Below are 17,401 nucleotides of genomic sequence, written 5' to 3'. Positions count from 1 at the left end.
AATGCGTTTCAGACAAGCCTTCACGACGGTCGCGATAGCTGCCTTGCTTCCGATACCGGTACTCGCCGACGAACTGTCAGAGTCCCGGGTCAAGGAACTTGTGCTCGAGGCAATCCGCGAGAACCCGGAGATTGTCATGGAGGCCGTCGCCATCCTTGAACAAAGGCAGGCGCAAGCGCAGGAGCTCAGTCAGGCCCAAGTTCTGAATGACCAGCGCGATCTGATCGAGAACGATCCGAATGCGCCGGTTCTCGGCAACCCGGAAGGGGACGTCACCGTTGTGGAATTTTTCGACTACAACTGTCCCTATTGTCGGCGGGTCAAACCCGAGGTGCGGGCTTTGATCGAAGAGGATCCAAACATTCGCCTCGTCTATCGTGAATGGCCCATTCTCGGAGACGGATCGGTGTTCGCCGCGAAAGCGGCCTTGGCAGCGCGCAAGCAGGACAAATACGAAGAGTTTCACTGGGCGATGATGGGGCTGGAAGGCCGCGCGGAAGAGGCCTCCGTGCTGCGCGTTGCCGAGGAGATCGGCCTGGATATCGCGCAGTTGCGCAAGGACATGGAGGCCCCCGAGGTCGAAGAGCACATTGCGACATCCATGCAACTGACCCAAGCTCTGGGCTTCAACGGCACGCCGTCTTTCGTGATCGGTGACGCGCTGGTGCCTGGCTTTGTCGAAAAGGCGCAGCTTGCCGACTTGGTCGAAGAAGCCCGCAAAGACGAAGACTGAAAGTTCTTGCCCGGACCGCCCCTGGGTGGTCCGGGCACTGCATCAAGCGGCCGCAGGTTCCACGTCATAGCCCGCATCCCGAATGATCGCTTGGACCTGATCGGCTGGTAACACGCTGTCGACACGCACTTGTCGGGCAGAAAGGTCACATTCTACGCCTGCATTCGGATCTGCGGTTTTCACTGCGCTTTCGATTGCTGCGGTGCAATGCCCACAGCTCATGTCCGGAACGCTGAACTTCATCGGAACCACTCCTTGATCTGATTTCTGCCGGTGACATGGGGCTTCCCCGCGCTGGAAGGTCAAGAGAAGAAATTTATTTGGCGCCCTCCCATTGACCCTCCAGTTACTGGAAGCCCTACATTCCACCTCGAATGGAAAAACAGGTGAAACATATGCCCGAACCCAAACAGATCAGCCTGCCGATCGAAGGCATGTCATGCGCGTCCTGTGTCGGCAGGGTCGATCGCGCATTGAATGCAATCGACGGCGTAGAGGATGTGTCGGTGAATCTTGCATCCGAAACCGCGCGTATGAGCGTGGACGCGCTCAAGCGCGTTCCGGAAGTCATCGAAACTCTCCGCGAGCTGGGCTACCCTGCGCGGACGGTCAGGGCCGAACTCACGATTGCGGCCATGTCCTGTGCCTCTTGTGTCGGGCGGGTCGACAAGGCGCTTGCCGCGGTGCCCGGGGTGGTCGAGGTGAACGTCAACCTCGCCTCCGAGACGGCGACGGTGGTTTACGTCGAAGGTCTTGTCACGACATCCGATCTGATCGATGCAAGCGGCGCGGCAGGGTATCCGGCCACCGTGGCAACGGCCCAAGCCGGTGACGACAGGGTTGCGCGCAAGGAGGAAGAGGCTCTGGCGCTTGCCAAACGGGTCACCTTTGCAGCCATCCTCGCCTTGCCGGTCTTTTTGATCGAGATGGGTGGCCACGTCATTCCGGCCGTTCATATGCTTATCGAGACCACGATTGGTCAGCAGACGAGTTGGCTTCTTCAATTCGTTCTCACGACAATCGTTCTCTTCGGCCCGGGCCGGACGTTTTACACCAAGGGTTTCCCGGCCCTATTCCGGGGCGCGCCCGACATGAACAGCCTCGTCGCGGTCGGCACCGGGGCGGCTTACTTCTATTCCGTAGTTGCGACATTCGTACCATCGGCCTTGCCTGACACGCTGCGCTCTGTCTACTTCGAGGCGGCAGCGGTCATCGTCGTCCTCATCTTGCTGGGGCGTTTTCTTGAAGCGCGCGCTAAGGGGAGAACGGGCGCGGCCATCCAGAAGCTGCTGGGGCTTCAGGCGCGGACCGCACGCGTGATGCGGGACGGTGAAAGCATAGAGATCGAGATCGATGCGCTAGTTCAGGGTGACATCGTCATCGTGCGCCCTGGTGAACGCATCGCGGTTGATGGCGAGGTCATCGAGGGGACCAGCCGCGTCGACGAAAGCATGCTGACAGGCGAGCCGATTCCCGCTGAAAAAAGTGCCGGAGATCCGGTGACCGGCGGGACGGTCAATGGTGCCGGAAGTCTGCAATTCCGCGCCACCCGGGTCGGCGCCGACACAACCCTGGCGCAAATTATTCGCATGGTCGAAGAGGCCCAGGGCGCCAAGCTGCCGATCCAGGGATTGGTCGACCGGATCACGCTTTGGTTCGTACCTGCCGTCATGGCGATCGCGGCGGCGACCGTGCTGGTCTGGCTGGTTTTCGGGCCTGATCCGGCCCTGACAATGGCGCTGATCGCCGGTGTGTCGGTGCTGATCATCGCGTGCCCCTGCGCGATGGGGCTTGCGACGCCGACCTCGATCATGGTCGGGACGGGACGTGCTGCGGAAATGGGTGTCCTGTTCCGCAAGGGCGACGCCTTGCAGCAACTTGATTCCGTTGATGTGGTCGCCCTCGACAAAACAGGCACGGTGACCGAGGGGCGACCCGCACTGACTGACCTGGTGCTGGCCGAAGGGTTCGATCGTTCAACAACGCTCTCGAAGATCACCGCCGTGGAGTCGCTCTCCGAGCATCCTGTCGCGGACGCCATCGTCCGTGCCGCGCGGGCCGAGGGCGCACCTCTTGCGGGGGCCGAAGGCTTTCAATCGGTCACAGGTTACGGCGTGCGCGCCGTGGTCGAAGACGTGGAGGTGTTGGTTGGGGCCGACCGCTACATGGCGCGCGAAGGCATTGACGTCTCGGCATTGACTCCAGAGGAAACGAAGATCGCAAGCAAGGGTCGCACGGCGCTTTACGCTGCCATAGATGGACGTGTCGCCGCCGTGATCGGCGTCGCCGATCCGGTCAAACCGGCAAGCCGCGCAGCCATCGCAGCGCTGCACGAGAAGGGTCTTGCGGTTGCGATGATCACAGGGGACAAACGCGAAACCGCCGAAGCCATCGCCCGCGAAACCGGCATCGACCATGTCGTTGCCGGCGTTCTGCCAGACGGCAAGGTCGCGGCGCTTGACGGTTTGCGCGAAGGGAACAAGCGCATCGCCTTTGTCGGCGACGGGATCAATGACGCCCCGGCGCTGGCGCATGCCGATGTGGGTATCGCCATTGGCACCGGCACTGATGTGGCCATCGAGTCCGCGGATGTCGTCCTGATGTCCGGCGATTTGCGCGGCGTGGTGAATGCCTTCGAAGTGTCGCGGCGAACCATGCGAAACATCCGGCAGAACCTGTTCTGGGCCTTTGCCTACAATGTCGCGCTGATTCCGGTCGCCGCCGGGGTGCTTTATCCGGCCTTTGGGCTGCTCCTGTCACCAATTCTCGCGGCGGGCGCGATGGCGTTGTCGTCGGTGTTCGTTCTAACCAATGCCCTGCGCCTGCGAGGTATCGCGCCGGCGATGGACGAGCAGCGCGCAATCCCGGCAGAGCTGGCAGCTGTCACTCCTGCTCCAGCAGAATAACGGAGGTTCGACATGAACATCGGAGACGTTTCCCGACAATCGGGTGTGCCCCCAAAAACAATCCGCTACTACGAGGAAATCGGGCTGATCCGCCCGAACCGAAGTGAGAACGGCTATCGCGCATTCACCGAGAACCACGTTCACAAGCTGGCGTTTCTCGGTCGAGCACGGGCCTTGGGGTTCACCATCGAAGATTGCAGGACGCTTCTGGCTCTCTACGAGGATGAAAACCGCGAAAGCGTTCAGGTGAAAACGGTTGCGGAAGACCATCTTCGCCAGATCGAGGAGAAGATAGAGAAACTGCAATCCATGAGAACGACGCTTACCGAGCTTGTGGAGAAATGTGCCGGGGATCATCGTCCGGATTGCCCGATCCTCGCAGATCTCTCACCTGTACGAATGTCCGAATAATCGATGCCGGTTCGGCACGTTTCAGAACCAAATTGCGCGGACCGGCATCCAGATACCCATGAAGATCATCATCAGGTTTTCCGTCAGCGAAATGAACCCCAGCGGGACGGAACTGTCACCGCCGACGCAGGCGCATTTCAACTCCCGCTTGTCAATGTAGACAGCCTTGAATACGCTGACAGCGCCGACCGTGCCGATAAACAGGGCGACAGGCGCCGAGAGCCACAGCAGCGCGCCGGCAGTCATCAGGACACCTGCCAACGCTTCGCCGAACGGATAAAGCTTGCCGTATCGTACCCATTTGCGCGCCAGCAGATCGTAGTTGAGGAACATCGTCGAAAACCCTTCGACATCCTGCAATTTCTGGATCGCGAGAATGGTCATGGACAGCGAAATGAACCATTCGAACCCGCGCAAGGTAAAGACCGACCCGTACTGGTGCCAAGACAGGCCCAGTGCCAATAGCGCGGCGACGGAAAAGATCGCGATGACCGGCTGGTAGGTCGTGTCGCTTTGCTCTTCCTCGGGTGGGTCGATGTCAAAGAACACCCTGAGATCATCGTAGCCGCCGATCCGTTCTCCGCCGATGAAGGTCTGCGGCGTCGTCTCGACCCCGTGCTTCTCCATGAAAGCATCGGTGTCTTCACGGGTCTCAAGCGGATGGTCTTCCACCTCGAAGCCTTGCCGCTCCAGCAGGTCTTTCGATTTCAGACCGTAGGGGCAGACATGGCCCGGCATGACCATGCGATAAAGCTGCGCGGATTTACTGTCTGTGTCCCGGGGCATATGCTTTCCTCCTTATCCGGCGCAGGTGAATTGACCACGGAACCCGGCTTCGTAGTCGGTTCCGCGCTGACGATCAGATCGGTCAGGTCACCGTCTGTCTCTACGATCTCGGCCGATAGCGGGCCTTGAGAAAACGCATTTTCGCCCTGCGCATCCAGGCGCACCAGGTCACCGCTGATCTTCATCGCGGCCCCAGTCCCTTCGCCGGTCTCACCGGTCACCAGCACGGCTGGACTGTCCGAGGTGTAGGCAAATCGGCAGTCTCCACCATTCGGGAACACCGCTGCGATTTCGTCTTCCGTCAGAAACTCGGGATCGATTTTTGACACGACCTCCGTTTGAAGCGCCTGTTGCGCATCCACAACCTGCGCCGGCGTTTCGCTTCGCGTGGCCGATGCTTCGCCGTTTGCTCCAATGTCAGCAATAAGGTAGCGCATTTCGGCGATTTCCTTGTCCTGCGCATAGATAATGTCGTCTGCGAGCCCCCGGACGCGCGGGTCGGTGATCTCGGCACGAGTCGACGTCATGATGGCGATCGAGTGGTGCGGGATCATGGCGCGCATGTAGGACCTGTCCTGCACCGTGAATTGCCCGCGAACCAGCCAGAGGCTCGCCGCGAAAAGGACTATTGCGCCAACGAAAATCGCGATGTTGGCTTTGGTGTTCTGATACATGGACAACATGTACGCCAACATGATCACGGCCATGGTCGCCCCCATCAGGATGGCCATGTAAAGGCGTGTCTCCGAAAAGAAGATATGGCCCCAAAGATAGGTGTTCAGGTACATCAGAACGAACATGACCACGGTCGATGTTCCGATCATCATAAAGAACCGTGAGTAGTGCATTTCCAGTCACCTCCTTGCAGTTCTCTGTAAAACAACAACATTCCAGCGCTGGAGAGTTCCAAAAGCGCGAATTTTCGTAGTTTCAAGGCAACAAAGGCGCGTCGTTTGCCCCGGTTCACGGCTTCTTTTCTTTGCCCCTGACGCGCACTGAATTTTCATGGGTCCGAGGAGATCGCGCCATGCAGAATTTCACGAGACGAGAATTGATTTGTGCCGGAGCGATGGGTTGCTTTCTGCCCACAATTGCCTGGGCCCACAAAGTCAAATTGCCCGAACGGTTCGAACCGCAATTGGTAAACACCCGTCGTGGTGACTGGGTTAAAGACGATGTCCACGTCGTTCCCGACGATTTTTTCCTTTATTTCATGCTCGAGGACGGGATGGCGATCCGCTACGGGGTCGGGGTAGGGCGCAAAGGTTTGTACGAACCCGGAGAGTTCACGGTAGCGCGCAAGGCCAAATGGCCATGGTGGCGGCCAACGAACGCCATGATCCGGCGCGAGCCACGCAAATACGCGAAGTACAAGGATGGGCTGAAAGGCGGGCCAAACAACCCGCTCGGGGCCCGCGCGCTGTATCTCTATGATGATGAGGGACGCGATACCTATCTTCGTATTCATGGAACCAACGCTCCGGAAACCATTGGATCGGCCGTGTCGAATGGATGCGCGCGGTTGACGAATGAACACGTAAAAGATTTGTATGATCGCGTAGAAATTGGCGCCCGCGTCTTCCTGTATCCCAAAGTGACAACGGCGTGAGGAGCGTTCTGTCGCCTTGAAGTTCCTCTTCCGGAAATGGCACAAGTGCGGCAGTTGGCGAAAGCCAGTCCATCATTCATGAGGTGACGGAATTGTCTTTGAGCCGGAGGTCTTTCCTTGGCGGGATGACCGTTGCGCTGGCTGGTACCCGCTTGCCAGCAGCGACACGCGAGTTGATCCTCGCGCCCCAATCGATCAAGGCGCGCCTTGCTGGGTACGACGTGTCGATGTTGGGCTTCAACGGTGGTCTGCCGGGCCCAGAAGTCAGAATGCGACAAGGACAAACCGCCCGCATTACCCTCGATAACCGATTGGAGGAGGGCGCTCTTGTTCACTGGCATGGGTTGCGGGTTCCAAATCGGATGGATGGTGTCAACGTTCTCACTCAGGATGTGGTCATTCCGGGCGACACGTATCGTTATCAATTCGGCGTCCCGGATGCCGGCACGTATTGGTATCACTCGCATTACCTGTCTTACGATCAGGTCAGCCGCGGCCTTTTCGGCGCCTTCATCGTCGAGGAGCAAAATGCGCCGGCTGTCGACCATGACATTGTTGTTCAGTTCTTCGATGTCTTGTTGGATCAGTCCGGACAGTACGACGAAGGGTTCAACCCGGCTCATTTCGCGACCGAGGGCCGTATCGGCAATACGGTCACGGCGCTTGTTTCCAATGGAACCAGCAAGAATGTGAGACAAGGCGACCGCCTGCGTTTGCGCCTGATAAATCCCTCTATCGACAGGGTTTACCGTGTCGGGCTGGACGGTCTGGCAGGCAAGATCGTTGCACTGGATGGTATGCCCCTGGCGCAGCCACAGACACTCGAACCCATCCTCCTAGCTCCGGGGCAAAGATGCGATGTGATTGGTGATGCGACCGGGCCTATTAGATTCGACGACAGCTTTGGAGAGTGGACGTTGAGCCTTGGCGAAATCGCTGTTTCCGGCTCTCGTGACCCTGCGAAAGTGCCCATCACCGCGTTGCCCGCCAACCGAATGCCCGCCCCGCAAGACCCCGGCCAAACCGCGGAGCTGGTGCTCCAGGGAGGTGCGGGAAGCGCGTCCCATAACGGCACTGGAACATGGGCGCTCAATGACGTATCTGGACTGCCTCGAACCCCTTTCCTATCCGTCGCGCAGGGGACGACCGTGCGCATTTCAATCCGCAACGAAACCGGGTTTCCACACGTCATGCATCTGCATGGCCACCATTTCTGGGAACTCGATGCGGCGGGGGAAGCCGGTCCATACCGGGACTCGACCTTCCTGGATATCGGCGAGACGCGGGATATTCTCGTCGTCCTGGACAATCCGGGATCCTGGATGCTGCATTGCCACATGTTGAGCCACCAAGCCGACGGTATGGCAACGTGGATCAGAGTCGGCTGAGGGTCGAGACGGATACATACCGTTACAAATCTCTGAATGATAACAGGCCTTTTGCCGTCTACGTAACCTGACAAGCGAGAAACAGGTCCATCGATTGCCAACGGGAGCGTTCATTGACCCTGACACCAAAATCTCTCGGCATGACTGCGGCGGCAGGATCAGCCGCCTTGCTGTTAGGGGCCTTCGTTTTCCAGGCTCTTGGGTACGCGCCGTGCGCAATGTGCATCTGGCAACGCTACCCACACGCAATCGCCATTGGAATGGGCGCTCTGTTGCTCTTTGCTCTGCCGATTTTGCCAATCCTGATAATCGGTGCCCTGTCGGCACTCAGCACATCCGCGTTGGGAATGTTTCATACCGGTGTCGAGCGCGGCTGGTGGGAGGGACCGACTTCTTGCACGGGATCCGGCCTCGATGTTTCCCAAATGTCGGTATCGGAATTGCTGCCCTCTGCGAGTTCAAATGCGTCCACTCTTGTTCTGTGCAATGAGGTTGTCTGGGAATTTCTGACGTTGTCCATGGCGAGTTGGAACGCGATCCTAAGCGGTGTCCTTGCTTGCCTCTGGTTGGTCGCGATCGCAAGACATCAAAAGGGTCGATGGCATGGGGTCGCGGACGTTTCTTGAATCGTCTCGCATTCATCGAAAACAAACAAAGGGCTTCGCTTCATGGTTACAAGACGACACTTCCTTGCACTTTCCGGCTCGCTGTTTTCAGCTTCTCTGAGTTCGCCAGCATTCGCTAAGACCTGGCCGACAACAGCCGAAAAAGCAGCTTGGGATGCGCAGGTCACGCCCGCCAACTATGACCCGGCAACAACCAACCCATGGGGGCTGCATCCCAGGCTGCTGCCGCAACGCGTTTTGGCGAATGACGGTTTGCGCCCGGGTGACATTCACGTCGATGCGATCGCGCGCTATCTGTACCATATCGAGGAAGATGGCACCGCGATGCGCTACGGGGTCGCGATTGCCAAGGGCGATCTCTATGAACCCGGCACCTATACGATCCGCCGAAAGGTCGAATGGCCGCACTGGACGCCAACACAGTCAATGATCGAACGCGATCCGGAGGCTTACGAGCGGTTTGCCGACGGTATGGAGCCCGGCCCCAACAATGCCTTGGGCAGCAGGGCTTTGTATCTATTCGTCGGAGATCGGGATACGTACCTTCGAATTCACGGAACGCCGAGCCCTCGCAGCATTGGCGGCCGGGCCAGTTCGGGATGCGTGCGCATGGTGATGGCCCATATCAATGATCTCTATCCGAATGTCGCTGTCGGATCGACGGCGTTCCTTTACTCGGCCGAAGACAGCGTTACCGCTCGAAGCTGACCTATTCGTAGGACAGAGAATCTTTGGCTCACACGCCGAGTACCGCGTCGTGCAGGGACAACTTGCAACGAATTGTTGGACGAACACTCAAGGCCGCGTCGCAAGTGAATTTTCGAACTGTGCGATCGCTACGGATTTGTCGTCCTCATCGTTCTCGAACAGCTTTGTGGTTCGCACGCCCGGCAACTTGCCAAAATCCGCCATCAGGCGCTTTGGAAAAAATGTGCGTCCAATGGATTCAAATCCTGGTAATTGCCTTAGGATCGCAGAAGTACTGACGCTACAAAAGCCTGAAGCAGCCGGACCGTTTGCCAATGCAAGTTGCAAGGCGCGCTCCGCGACTTCGGGGGACACATCGATCTCTTGTATGACGACATGGTAGGTCTCCCGTGCATGAGCCCGTGCGTAAAAATCGGCCACTTGTGGAGTAATGCCATAAAGCACATCTCCCCGTTCCGGTACCGCGCTCAGCCGGACCGTTCCTGCCGGATCGAAGATAACGCGCTGCGACCCATTGATCATGACGCTGGTATGCGCACCCGCCCCGGACCTGTTATTGATCATAGTGTACAGCGTCAACGCGGCCGGTCCGTCGTGACTGTAGGATGCACTACTGATGACTTCGGCTGAAGCATCAGGGCGCATGTCGTTTCCTGCACCGCACCCCGCCAAAATCACCAAGGCAAGCACCAAGAAAATGCGGTTCAAAAAGAGCAACTTGCAGCCTCCTGCCATGGGTTGAATGACTGAATTTTCGGGAACATCAGGGCCTCTGCCACTCTCGACACCAACTCTTCCGAATTTCACTTCCACCGAAACATGGTTTCGGTGTCAGTTGGTACACGACTCCTCGACAGGTTTTTCTCTGGATATCGCATGTCTTAGATGAAGAGGAGCGTTCGCCCCGAATTGATTTGTCGCAGTTTGTAACAGACCCCGCCTTTGTGACCTCGCGATACAAAACACCGGCTCGCGTGTTATTCCGCATCTGCAGGTGCATCCCATATAGTGGGTATCGCAACACTGACACGAGGTGATCGAAATGAAACGCAACACTTTACTCGCTGCAATGACCCTGGCTGCAACCGCCTTTGGTGGCGCGGCCTTCGCGGATGCCAACCATGGGCACGGTGGGCAGCTTGGTGCCCAAGGTGGGGCAGGCATGATGCAGAACGGTGGTCCGGGCATGATGGCGAACATGGGCGGAATGATGGACATGATGAAGCGCATGCACGGGAACATGATGGGCGGCGGCATGATGGGCGCAGGCATGGGCAGTGGTATGATGGGCCCAGGCATGGGTGCCGGCATGATGCAAATGTTCGACACTGATGGAGACGGCACAACCACGCCGGAAGAAATGCGCACGCGGCTTCAGGCCAAGCTTTCCGAGTTTGACAGCGATGGGGATGGAAACCTCTCGATTACCGAGTTTGAAGCTCTCCACAGCGCAATGATCCGCGAAATGATGGTGGATCGTTTCCAACACCTCGATGCCGATGGCGACGGCGCGGTGACGCCGGAAGAGATGGCCGCTCCTGCCGATAGGATGGAGCGGATGCAGATGATGCGGTCGAATATGGCAGATGCGCCTGCGCGGCCCGGCAACGGTCAGGGCATGGGCAACGGCTCCATGATGCAGGACAACTGAGCCAATGGGTGCCGGTTTATTTTCCGGCACCCGTCCTCACAACGCCAAAACCATTCGCGGTCGGGACATTGAACCGAACCGCGACCTGAACCGTTTAGCCTCGGTATGCCAACAAATAGAGACACTGAAAGGAAAATTCCCATGGCCTATACCTATGATCGCGTCCTGAAAGACACCAAAATCGATGACGCAGAGATGCGTGTTCGGGATGCTTTGGCAGACAAGGGCTTCGGCGTTTTGACTGAGATTGACGTCAAAGCGACGATGAAAAAGAAACTTGATGCGGACATGCCGCCTTACCGCATCTTGGGGGCCTGTAATCCGGGCATGGCGCACAAAGCCATCGAGATCGAGCCTCGCATCGGTGCGATGCTTCCCTGCAATGTTATCCTGCGGCAAGTGGACGGCGACACCGAGGTCAGCGCGGTCGATCCTGTCGCTTCGATGCAGGCGGTGCAGAACCAAGACCTGGACGCGGTCGCCGGCGAAGTCCGCGATCTCCTGCGGGACGCCCTCGACACCGCGTGATTGCGGGATGGGCGTTGGATGCCCTGTCGCAGAGCCAGCGCCATTGGCGGTGCTCGATTAATGCCATCTAATCCCCACGTAAATTCCTGATGAGGAACTGACCCAGTGCTGCCAGCGGGATTGCCATTTCCGGATATTGGAACCGACCTCTTCTCCTTCGACATCGGGGGGGTCACATTCGCACTCCGCTGGTACGCGCTAGCCTATATCTTCGGTATCCTGATTGGCTGGCGCATTTGTTTGAGTGCCATAAGCCGTCCCGCGCTCTGGACATCAGTTGGACCGCCGCTTGACCGGACGCAGATCGAAGATCTTCTGACGTGGATCATCATCGGCGTGATTGCTGGTGGTCGCCTGGGCTTTGTACTGTTCTACCAGCCCGCATATTATCTCGCCAATCCCTTGGAGATTCTGATGGTCTGGCAAGGCGGCATGTCTTTCCACGGGGGCTTCGCGGGCGTTGTCATCGCGGCCTTGTTGTTCTGCCTTCGACAAAACGCGTCATTGCTCAGCACTGGCGACTTGCTGGCTTTGACAACACCACCAGGCTTGTTTCTTGGGAGGCTGGCGAACTTCACCAACAACGAGCTGTGGGGGCGGCCGACGGACGTTCCCTGGGCGGTGATCTTTCCCGGCGAAGTCGCGCAGGCCTGCCCAGGGATTAGCGGCCTCTGCGCCCGACACCCGTCCCAGCTGTACGAGGCGCTATTGGAGGGGCTCATTCTTGGAATGCTGCTCATTTATCTCGCTTGGGGCCGGGGCTGGCTGAAAATGCCCGGTGCCTTGGCTGGCGTGTTTCTGACCGGCTATGGTCTTGCCCGAAGTTTCGTCGAGATGTTCCGGCAACCGGACCAACAGTTTGTGACGGCGGACAACCCGATTGGCCATGCGCTCCATTTTGGTGAGTGGGGTTTGACGATGGGCCAGTTGCTCTCCATGCCGATGGTGTTGGTCGGGCTGGCGTTGATCGTGCTCGCCCGACGGGAACGGGGCCGGACAGCGCCACCCCGCAGATCCGCAATGTAATCACCATACTGATCTCTCTTGACCCTCCTGTGGATGGAAGCCTTAGGCAAGAGAAGCATTCTCGGAAAGGACCGCAAAATGAGCACCCCCGACAGTTCTGAAACCACAGCAGCTTCTTCGGTATTCGTTTGCCCAATGCACCCTGAGGTGCGGCAGGTTGAGCCCGGCAATTGTCCGAAATGCGGGATGCATCTCGTGCCGGAATCGGAGCTCGAGGTCCATTCAGCACATGATCATCACGACCACCAAGCAGGTGCCGCGCCGGCGGATGGACGATATGATCTGGTTCCCCAAGGGCATGATGGTCCCATTTACACTTGCCCGATGCACCCTCAGGTGCGGCAGCCTGATCCGGGCGCGTGCCCGATCTGTGGCATGGGGTTGGAACTGGAATCCGGTGTGCCGGGCGATGAAGGTCCAAATCCCGAACTGGTGGATTTCACACGGCGGTTCTGGGTCGGCACAGTCCTGACGATCCCGCTCCTTGTCCTCACGATGGGGCCATTCGTCGGTTTCCCCGCAGTCCGGACTTTTTTTGGCGAAGGCACCACACAATGGATCGAATTGATCCTGGCAACGCCAGTGGTCTTGTGGTGCGGCTGGCCGTTTCTGGAACGCGGATGGATTTCGTTCCGCACATTGAACCTCAACATGTTCTCCCTGATCGGCATGGGCGTTCTTGCCGCCTGGCTCTTCAGCGTCGTTGCCGTTCTCGCACCGGACATATTCCCTGATGGGTTCCGAGACTCCGAAGGCCATGTCGGCGTCTACTTCGAGGCGGCGGCGGTGATCGTGACGCTCGTGCTGCTCGGTCAGGTGATGGAATTGCGCGCACGTGAAGGAACCGGCAAGGCGATCCGTGCGCTACTCGATATGGCCGCCAAGACCGCGCGGGTCATGCGGGACGATGGCTCCGAAGAGGAGATCCCGCTGGAGGACGTACAGGTCGGCGACCGGCTGCGCGTACGGCCCGGTGACAAGGTTCCTGTCGATGGCGTGGTTCTGGACGGCCGGTCCTCGATCGACGAAAGCATGATCTCCGGTGAACCTGTGCCGGTCGAGAAGACCGAAGGCGACCCGGTAACTGGTGCGACGATCAACGGCACTGGCAGTCTGGTGATGGAGGCGACGCGTGTCGGGTCCGACACGATGCTGGCTCAAATTGTCGAGATGGTGTCGAACGCGCAGCGCTCGCGCGCCCCGATCCAGAAATACGCCGACAAGGTGGCGGGATACTTCGTTCCGGCCGTCATCGGTATCGCGGTCCTGTCCTTCATCGCCTGGGCGATCTGGGGGCCCGCGCCTGCGCTTTCCTACGCATTGATTTCGGCGGTGGCGGTTCTGATCATCGCCTGTCCCTGTGCGCTTGGCCTGGCGACACCGATGTCGATCATGACGGCAACGGGGCGGGGCGCTCAGGCCGGCGTGTTGATAAAGAACGCCGAGGCACTGGAGCGGTTCGAGAAAGTCGATACCCTGATCGTCGACAAGACCGGCACGTTGACGATGGGCAAGCCGCGGCTTGTCGACGTACTCCCGCAACCCGGCCACGACGAAGCCGAGGTTTTGCGTCTCGCCGCATCGCTTGAGCGCGGATCGGAGCACCCCTTGGCCGAAGCGATCGTCAGGGGTGCGGAGGAGCGAGATGTCAAAATAGACGAGGCACGGGACTTCGAGGCGGTCACTGGCAAGGGCGTCAAGGGTGTTGTGGACGGCAAAGCGGTGGCGCTCGGCAATCTGGCGATGATCCGTGAATTGGGGCTCGAGGCGGGCGACCTGACCGCCAAGGCCAATGCCCGCCGCGACGAGGGTGAGACAGTGATGTTCGTGGTGCTGGACGGCGACATTGCCGGTCTTGTCGCTGTCGCCGACCCGGTGAAGGAGACCACGCCCGCCGCGATCAAGGACCTGCATGAACTGGGGTTCCGCGTCATCATGGCGACCGGCGACAACGAGCGCACAGCCAAGGCGATCGGCGCGCGGCTCGGCATCGACGAGATCCGGGCCGACGTGCTGCCCGAGGACAAGGCGCGGATCATCAAGGAATTGCAAGCCGAAGGTCGCAAGGTCGCCATGGCCGGGGACGGCGTCAACGACGCCCCAGCGCTCGCGCAGGCCGATGTCGGCATCGCCATGGGCACTGGCGCCGATGTGGCCATCGAAAGTGCGGGCATCACCCTCGTCAAGGGCAACCTCGATGGAGTCGTGCGCGCGCGGCGGTTGGCTCGGGCCACCATGCGCAACATCCGTCAAAACCTGTTCTTCGCGCTGATCTACAATGCCTCCGGCGTGCCGGTCGCGGCAGGAGTTCTGTTTCCCTTCTTTGGCATCCTCATCAGTCCGATGTTTGCTGCCTTCGCCATGAGCGCGTCGTCAATCTCGGTGGTGCTCAATTCGCTGCGTCTTCGCGGCGTTCGCATCTAGAAGCGCGCAACATCGTTCGGACGAACCGAAAGCAAAAGAGAGACCATTTATGCAGAGCAAACAAGACACGTACCGCGAAGGCTCTATCAGTCTGGGCGGCGCCATCGCGATGGGAACAGGCGTGATGATCGGCGCCGGAATCTTTGCGTTAACGGGGCAAGTCGCACAGCTCGCCGGCCCTCTGTTCCCTCTTGCATTCATCGCCGGCGCGGTCGTCACAAGCTTCAGCGCCTACAGCTACATCAGGATGTCGAACAAATGGCCGTCCTCGGGTGGCATCGCCATGATCCTGCAGAAGTGCTATGGTCCCGGAGCCATCGCAGGCGGGGCCGCGTTGCTGATGGCGCTCAGCATGGTGATCGCGGAAAGCCTCGTCGCGCGAACCTTCGCCACCTATGTCCTGCGCCCTTTCGATATCGAAGGTGGCCCATTGGTCCCCGCTCTGGCTGTGGCCGTGATCGTTTTCGCCTTTTTGGTGAACATCGCCGGAAACCGCTCGGTCGGGCTGTTCTCGTTGATCATGGCCGCGATCAAGATCGGAGGCATAGCTCTGTTTGGCATCGCGGCCCTGTGGTCCAGTGGTTTTGCGTTCGCCGCGGCGTCCGAGACCTCACAATCCTACGGGCTCACGGGGTTCATCGCCTCTACGGCGCTGGCCATCCTTGCGTTCAAGGGATTCACCACGATCACCAACAGCGGAGCCGAGATCACTGAACCAAATCGCAATGTTGGCCGAGCGATCATGTTCTCTATCGGAATCTGCGTCGTCGTCTACCTGTTGGTCGCCTACGGGGTCGGTTCGAGTCTCACGATCGAGGAGATCATCTCAGCGCGTGACTATTCGCTGGCACAAGCGGCGCAGCCCGCCCTTGGACAAACCGGCTTCATACTCACGGTGATCCTGGCCGCTGTCGCAACGGCGTCCGGCGTTCTGGCCAGCGTCTTCGCGGTGTCGCGTATGCTGGCGATGCTGACCGACATGGAAATGATCCCGCACAGCCACTTCGGTATGCCAGGTCCCATCCAACGCCACACCCTGGTCTATACTGTCGTCATCGCCGCGACGTTGGCCGTGCTCTTTGATTTAGGCCGGATCGCATCCCTCGGTGCTTTCTTTTACCTCGTCATGGACATGATCATACATTGGGGCGTGTTCCGCTATCGTCGAGCAGACGTCGGCGCCTTCGGTATCGTGCTTTTGACTGCCCTGGCGCTCGATGCGATAGTACTGGCAGCTTTCACCGTGATGAAGCTTCAAAGCGACCCGATGATCGTTCTCTACGCCGCTGTCGGGATGATCGCTGTGTTCGCCTTCGAGCGCGTTTACTTGTCGCAATGGGTGGCACCGCAAGTCGCCCACGCCCACGCCCACGCCCACGGTGATTAGCCTGCCATCACCTGGCCTGAAGAGATGCGATGCCTTGTGCGCCGATCGTGATCAGCCCGACCGACAAGGCAAACGCAGCCAGGGCAAGCAGCATCACGCCCGTGTTCATGGGCAAGCGACGTACAACCGGTCCAAGAAATTCCGACCGCCCGAAAGCCGAGACGTAGAGCGGCAACGCGCTTATCATAGTCGCATAGAGGTAAACGCCGGAGATGTTCTCGAAAAACGCCGAACGCGCAAGAGTCGGGGATACAACCGCCAAAGCGGTTGAACGATTGCCGCCGAATGACCCGAACCAGTCGGCAGATAGAACGTATATAAGCACGTGGAGACCTGGAAAGAGAAGGGCTCTGAGCAAGACATCGACCAGCACGAAAAACACCGTGTCTCTTGAGCCCGCCTTTGGTTGCTTTGTCATGGCGAAAAGGAAAAAACTGACGTAGTTGGCGGCAAAAACCACGGGCAAACCGTTGGTCGCAACCTGCCTTAGAAAGCGCATGAGTGCCGGTCCGCCGGCAGCAAGAGCCGGAGCAAAGCCCGGAGCCAGTAAGACATAGAACAACAGGACCGGCAGTAATGCAGCGAAGCTGAACAGCAGGACATTTCTAACAAACTGAGCCGCGGGCATACTGATAGAGAAAAATCTATCCATTGAAATAGCCTGCCATGTGGGCACCACTAGGTCGATGATACGTTATCGATCCCTCCCAAGCGGACGGAAGCGACAAGCCGGTTGCGGGCATTCCCAGAGATCGCTTACTCGGCCCGTTTGACGCAAATCGGGTTTCCCTCGATCGTCCTGAGCGGCAATCGCGTTGTTTCAACCGGACTCGCGTGCATGTACCAGTAGCAGTTGTCCTCGGGCCGCAGATAGGCGGTCGCGAGGTCTTGGTTCGGTGCTGCCAGTTCCAGGATATTTTCCGGTAACGGCGGGCGTGACGACGCGTTTTGTGAATTCGAGAAAGACTCCGAGCAAGCCCCAAGGGCCAAGACGGTTGTGAGAAGAAGTGCGCTTCGTGTGTACATAAATTGATGATCCTTCTGGCTGGTTTGTTTTGGCCGCTCTGGTATCGGCTTCCCTCTTTCACAGGTTTGCGAATGACCTGCCCCCCGCTGGTCCCTCGCTCATGACGAGAGTCTGCGGGTTTGATTTTGGTAGTCGTCGGTTTCGGGTTTGGCAAGCGCGGCAGGCGCGGAGCCCTCAAATAGCTCAAGCGC

The 17,401-nt window shown here is 58.9% G+C and carries 18 protein-coding genes; 12 read left to right on the top strand and 6 right to left on the bottom strand.

Annotated features, from left to right (window positions below):
• Window position 1 precedes the first annotated feature (1 nt).
• Window positions 2-733 carry a DsbA family protein gene (locus SM766_RS20460; protein WP_058123692.1) on the top strand — a complete coding sequence of 244 codons (732 nt, stop codon included), beginning with the start codon at window positions 2-4 and terminating at the stop codon, window positions 731-733.
• 42 nt (window positions 734-775) lie between these two features.
• On the opposite strand, the gene SM766_RS20455 is transcribed toward SM766_RS20460, so the two are convergent.
• A complete protein-coding gene (locus SM766_RS20455) occupies window positions 776-976 on the bottom strand; it encodes a heavy-metal-associated domain-containing protein (RefSeq protein WP_024099389.1) in 201 nt (66 codons plus the stop codon).
• Window positions 977-1,128: 152 nt separating this feature from the next.
• Here SM766_RS20455 and SM766_RS20450 point away from each other — a divergent pair, with 152 nt between their 5' ends.
• Window positions 1,129-3,639, top strand: coding sequence for a heavy metal translocating P-type ATPase (locus tag SM766_RS20450; RefSeq protein ID WP_058123748.1), 2,511 nt, complete (start codon window positions 1,129-1,131; stop codon window positions 3,637-3,639).
• A 12-nt stretch (window positions 3,640-3,651) separates the two neighbouring features.
• Complete coding sequence (gene cueR, locus SM766_RS20445; RefSeq protein WP_058123691.1) at window positions 3,652-4,050, top strand: Cu(I)-responsive transcriptional regulator; 399 nt, start codon at window positions 3,652-3,654, stop codon at window positions 4,048-4,050.
• 21 nt (window positions 4,051-4,071) lie between these two features.
• Here the strand turns inward: cueR and SM766_RS20440 are convergent, their stop codons facing one another.
• Together SM766_RS20440 and SM766_RS20435 are read right to left on the bottom strand one after the other, a co-directional pair.
• Window positions 4,072-4,836 (bottom strand): MauE/DoxX family redox-associated membrane protein, encoded by a 765-nt coding sequence (locus tag SM766_RS20440; protein WP_170863239.1) that lies wholly within the window; start codon window positions 4,834-4,836, stop codon window positions 4,072-4,074.
• Window positions 4,758-5,684: a DUF305 domain-containing protein gene (locus SM766_RS20435; protein WP_368948918.1), complete on the bottom strand. Its 927-nt coding sequence runs from the start codon at window positions 5,682-5,684 to the stop codon at window positions 4,758-4,760. The genes SM766_RS20440 and SM766_RS20435 overlap by 79 nt, the downstream gene beginning before the upstream one ends.
• 179 nt (window positions 5,685-5,863) lie before the next feature.
• Between SM766_RS20435 and SM766_RS20430 the strand changes: the two genes are divergently transcribed.
• The 4 genes from SM766_RS20430 to SM766_RS20415 all read left to right on the top strand — a co-directional run bounded on the left by SM766_RS20430 (window position 5,864) and on the right by SM766_RS20415 (window position 9,167).
• Window positions 5,864-6,445: a L,D-transpeptidase gene (locus SM766_RS20430; protein WP_082645005.1), complete on the top strand. Its 582-nt coding sequence runs from the start codon at window positions 5,864-5,866 to the stop codon at window positions 6,443-6,445.
• A gap of 125 nt (window positions 6,446-6,570) precedes the next feature.
• On the top strand, window positions 6,571-7,833 hold the full coding sequence (locus SM766_RS20425; protein ID WP_058123690.1) for a multicopper oxidase family protein: 1,263 nt from the start codon (window positions 6,571-6,573) through the stop codon (window positions 7,831-7,833).
• A gap of 140 nt (window positions 7,834-7,973) precedes the next feature.
• The gene (locus SM766_RS20420; protein WP_040104428.1) at window positions 7,974-8,459 is read left to right on the top strand and encodes a disulfide bond formation protein B; all 486 of its coding nucleotides are present in this window, start codon (window positions 7,974-7,976) and stop codon (window positions 8,457-8,459) included.
• Between the two features lie 42 nt (window positions 8,460-8,501).
• Window positions 8,502-9,167, top strand: coding sequence for a L,D-transpeptidase (locus SM766_RS20415; protein WP_024099381.1), 666 nt, complete (start codon window positions 8,502-8,504; stop codon window positions 9,165-9,167).
• Window positions 9,168-9,254: 87 nt separating this feature from the next.
• On the opposite strand, the gene SM766_RS20410 is transcribed toward SM766_RS20415, so the two are convergent.
• On the bottom strand, window positions 9,255-9,812 hold the full coding sequence (locus tag SM766_RS20410) for a hypothetical protein (protein ID WP_233486466.1): 558 nt from the start codon (window positions 9,810-9,812) through the stop codon (window positions 9,255-9,257).
• Window positions 9,813-10,209: 397 nt separating this feature from the next.
• Here SM766_RS20410 and SM766_RS20405 point away from each other — a divergent pair, with 397 nt between their 5' ends.
• The 5 genes from SM766_RS20405 to SM766_RS20385 all read left to right on the top strand — a co-directional run bounded on the left by SM766_RS20405 (window position 10,210) and on the right by SM766_RS20385 (window position 16,183).
• On the top strand, window positions 10,210-10,818 hold the full coding sequence (locus SM766_RS20405; RefSeq protein WP_237455013.1) for an EF-hand domain-containing protein: 609 nt from the start codon (window positions 10,210-10,212) through the stop codon (window positions 10,816-10,818).
• A 141-nt stretch (window positions 10,819-10,959) separates the two neighbouring features.
• Entirely contained in the window at window positions 10,960-11,346 is a 387-nt protein-coding gene (locus SM766_RS20400; protein WP_046212135.1) for a DUF302 domain-containing protein, read from the top strand.
• 105 nt (window positions 11,347-11,451) lie between these two features.
• A complete protein-coding gene (gene lgt / locus SM766_RS20395; protein WP_058123688.1) occupies window positions 11,452-12,372 on the top strand; it encodes a prolipoprotein diacylglyceryl transferase in 921 nt (306 codons plus the stop codon).
• Window positions 12,373-12,450: 78 nt separating this feature from the next.
• Window positions 12,451-14,796: a copper-transporting P-type ATPase gene (locus SM766_RS20390; RefSeq protein WP_368948917.1), complete on the top strand. Its 2,346-nt coding sequence runs from the start codon at window positions 12,451-12,453 to the stop codon at window positions 14,794-14,796.
• A gap of 49 nt (window positions 14,797-14,845) precedes the next feature.
• Entirely contained in the window at window positions 14,846-16,183 is a 1,338-nt protein-coding gene (locus SM766_RS20385) for an APC family permease (RefSeq protein ID WP_368948916.1), read from the top strand.
• 7 nt (window positions 16,184-16,190) lie between these two features.
• Here SM766_RS20385 and SM766_RS20380 read toward each other — a convergent pair whose 3' ends face one another.
• Both SM766_RS20380 and SM766_RS20875 read right to left on the bottom strand, forming a co-directional pair.
• Complete coding sequence (locus SM766_RS20380; protein WP_347510920.1) at window positions 16,191-16,835, bottom strand: hypothetical protein; 645 nt, start codon at window positions 16,833-16,835, stop codon at window positions 16,191-16,193.
• 104 nt (window positions 16,836-16,939) lie between these two features.
• Window positions 16,940-17,209, bottom strand: coding sequence for a hypothetical protein (locus SM766_RS20875; RefSeq protein WP_058123685.1), 270 nt, complete (start codon window positions 17,207-17,209; stop codon window positions 16,940-16,942).
• Window positions 17,210-17,401: the final 192 nt, after the last annotated feature.

The sequence above is a fragment of the Pseudophaeobacter sp. A-200-2 genome, from assembly GCF_041008815.1.
GTDB lineage: Bacteria > Pseudomonadota > Alphaproteobacteria > Rhodobacterales > Rhodobacteraceae > Phycobacter > Phycobacter gallaeciensis_A.
This window is presented reverse-complemented; position numbering and strand designations above follow the sequence as displayed.

Coding starts and splice junctions, on each gene's coding strand:
- SM766_RS20385 (WP_368948916.1), top strand. CDS start 14,846: ATGCAGAGCAAACAAGACACGTACCGCGAAGGCTCTATCAGTCTGGGC.
- SM766_RS20425 (WP_058123690.1), top strand. CDS start 6,571: ATGACCGTTGCGCTGGCTGGTACCCGCTTGCCAGCAGCGACACGCGAG.
- SM766_RS20410 (WP_233486466.1), bottom strand. CDS start 9,812: ATGCGCCCTGATGCTTCAGCCGAAGTCATCAGTAGTGCATCCTACAGT.
- SM766_RS20390 (WP_368948917.1), top strand. CDS start 12,451: ATGAGCACCCCCGACAGTTCTGAAACCACAGCAGCTTCTTCGGTATTC.
- SM766_RS20415 (WP_024099381.1), top strand. CDS start 8,502: ATGGTTACAAGACGACACTTCCTTGCACTTTCCGGCTCGCTGTTTTCA.
- SM766_RS20430 (WP_082645005.1), top strand. CDS start 5,864: ATGCAGAATTTCACGAGACGAGAATTGATTTGTGCCGGAGCGATGGGT.
- SM766_RS20400 (WP_046212135.1), top strand. CDS start 10,960: ATGGCCTATACCTATGATCGCGTCCTGAAAGACACCAAAATCGATGAC.
- SM766_RS20380 (WP_347510920.1), bottom strand. CDS start 16,835: ATGGATAGATTTTTCTCTATCAGTATGCCCGCGGCTCAGTTTGTTAGA.
- SM766_RS20875 (WP_058123685.1), bottom strand. CDS start 17,209: ATGTACACACGAAGCGCACTTCTTCTCACAACCGTCTTGGCCCTTGGG.
- SM766_RS20420 (WP_040104428.1), top strand. CDS start 7,974: ATGACTGCGGCGGCAGGATCAGCCGCCTTGCTGTTAGGGGCCTTCGTT.
- cueR (WP_058123691.1), top strand. CDS start 3,652: ATGAACATCGGAGACGTTTCCCGACAATCGGGTGTGCCCCCAAAAACA.
- SM766_RS20440 (WP_170863239.1), bottom strand. CDS start 4,836: ATGCCCCGGGACACAGACAGTAAATCCGCGCAGCTTTATCGCATGGTC.
- SM766_RS20405 (WP_237455013.1), top strand. CDS start 10,210: ATGAAACGCAACACTTTACTCGCTGCAATGACCCTGGCTGCAACCGCC.
- SM766_RS20460 (WP_058123692.1), top strand. CDS start 2: ATGCGTTTCAGACAAGCCTTCACGACGGTCGCGATAGCTGCCTTGCTT.
- SM766_RS20450 (WP_058123748.1), top strand. CDS start 1,129: ATGCCCGAACCCAAACAGATCAGCCTGCCGATCGAAGGCATGTCATGC.
- SM766_RS20455 (WP_024099389.1), bottom strand. CDS start 976: ATGAAGTTCAGCGTTCCGGACATGAGCTGTGGGCATTGCACCGCAGCA.
- SM766_RS20435 (WP_368948918.1), bottom strand. CDS start 5,684: ATGCACTACTCACGGTTCTTTATGATGATCGGAACATCGACCGTGGTC.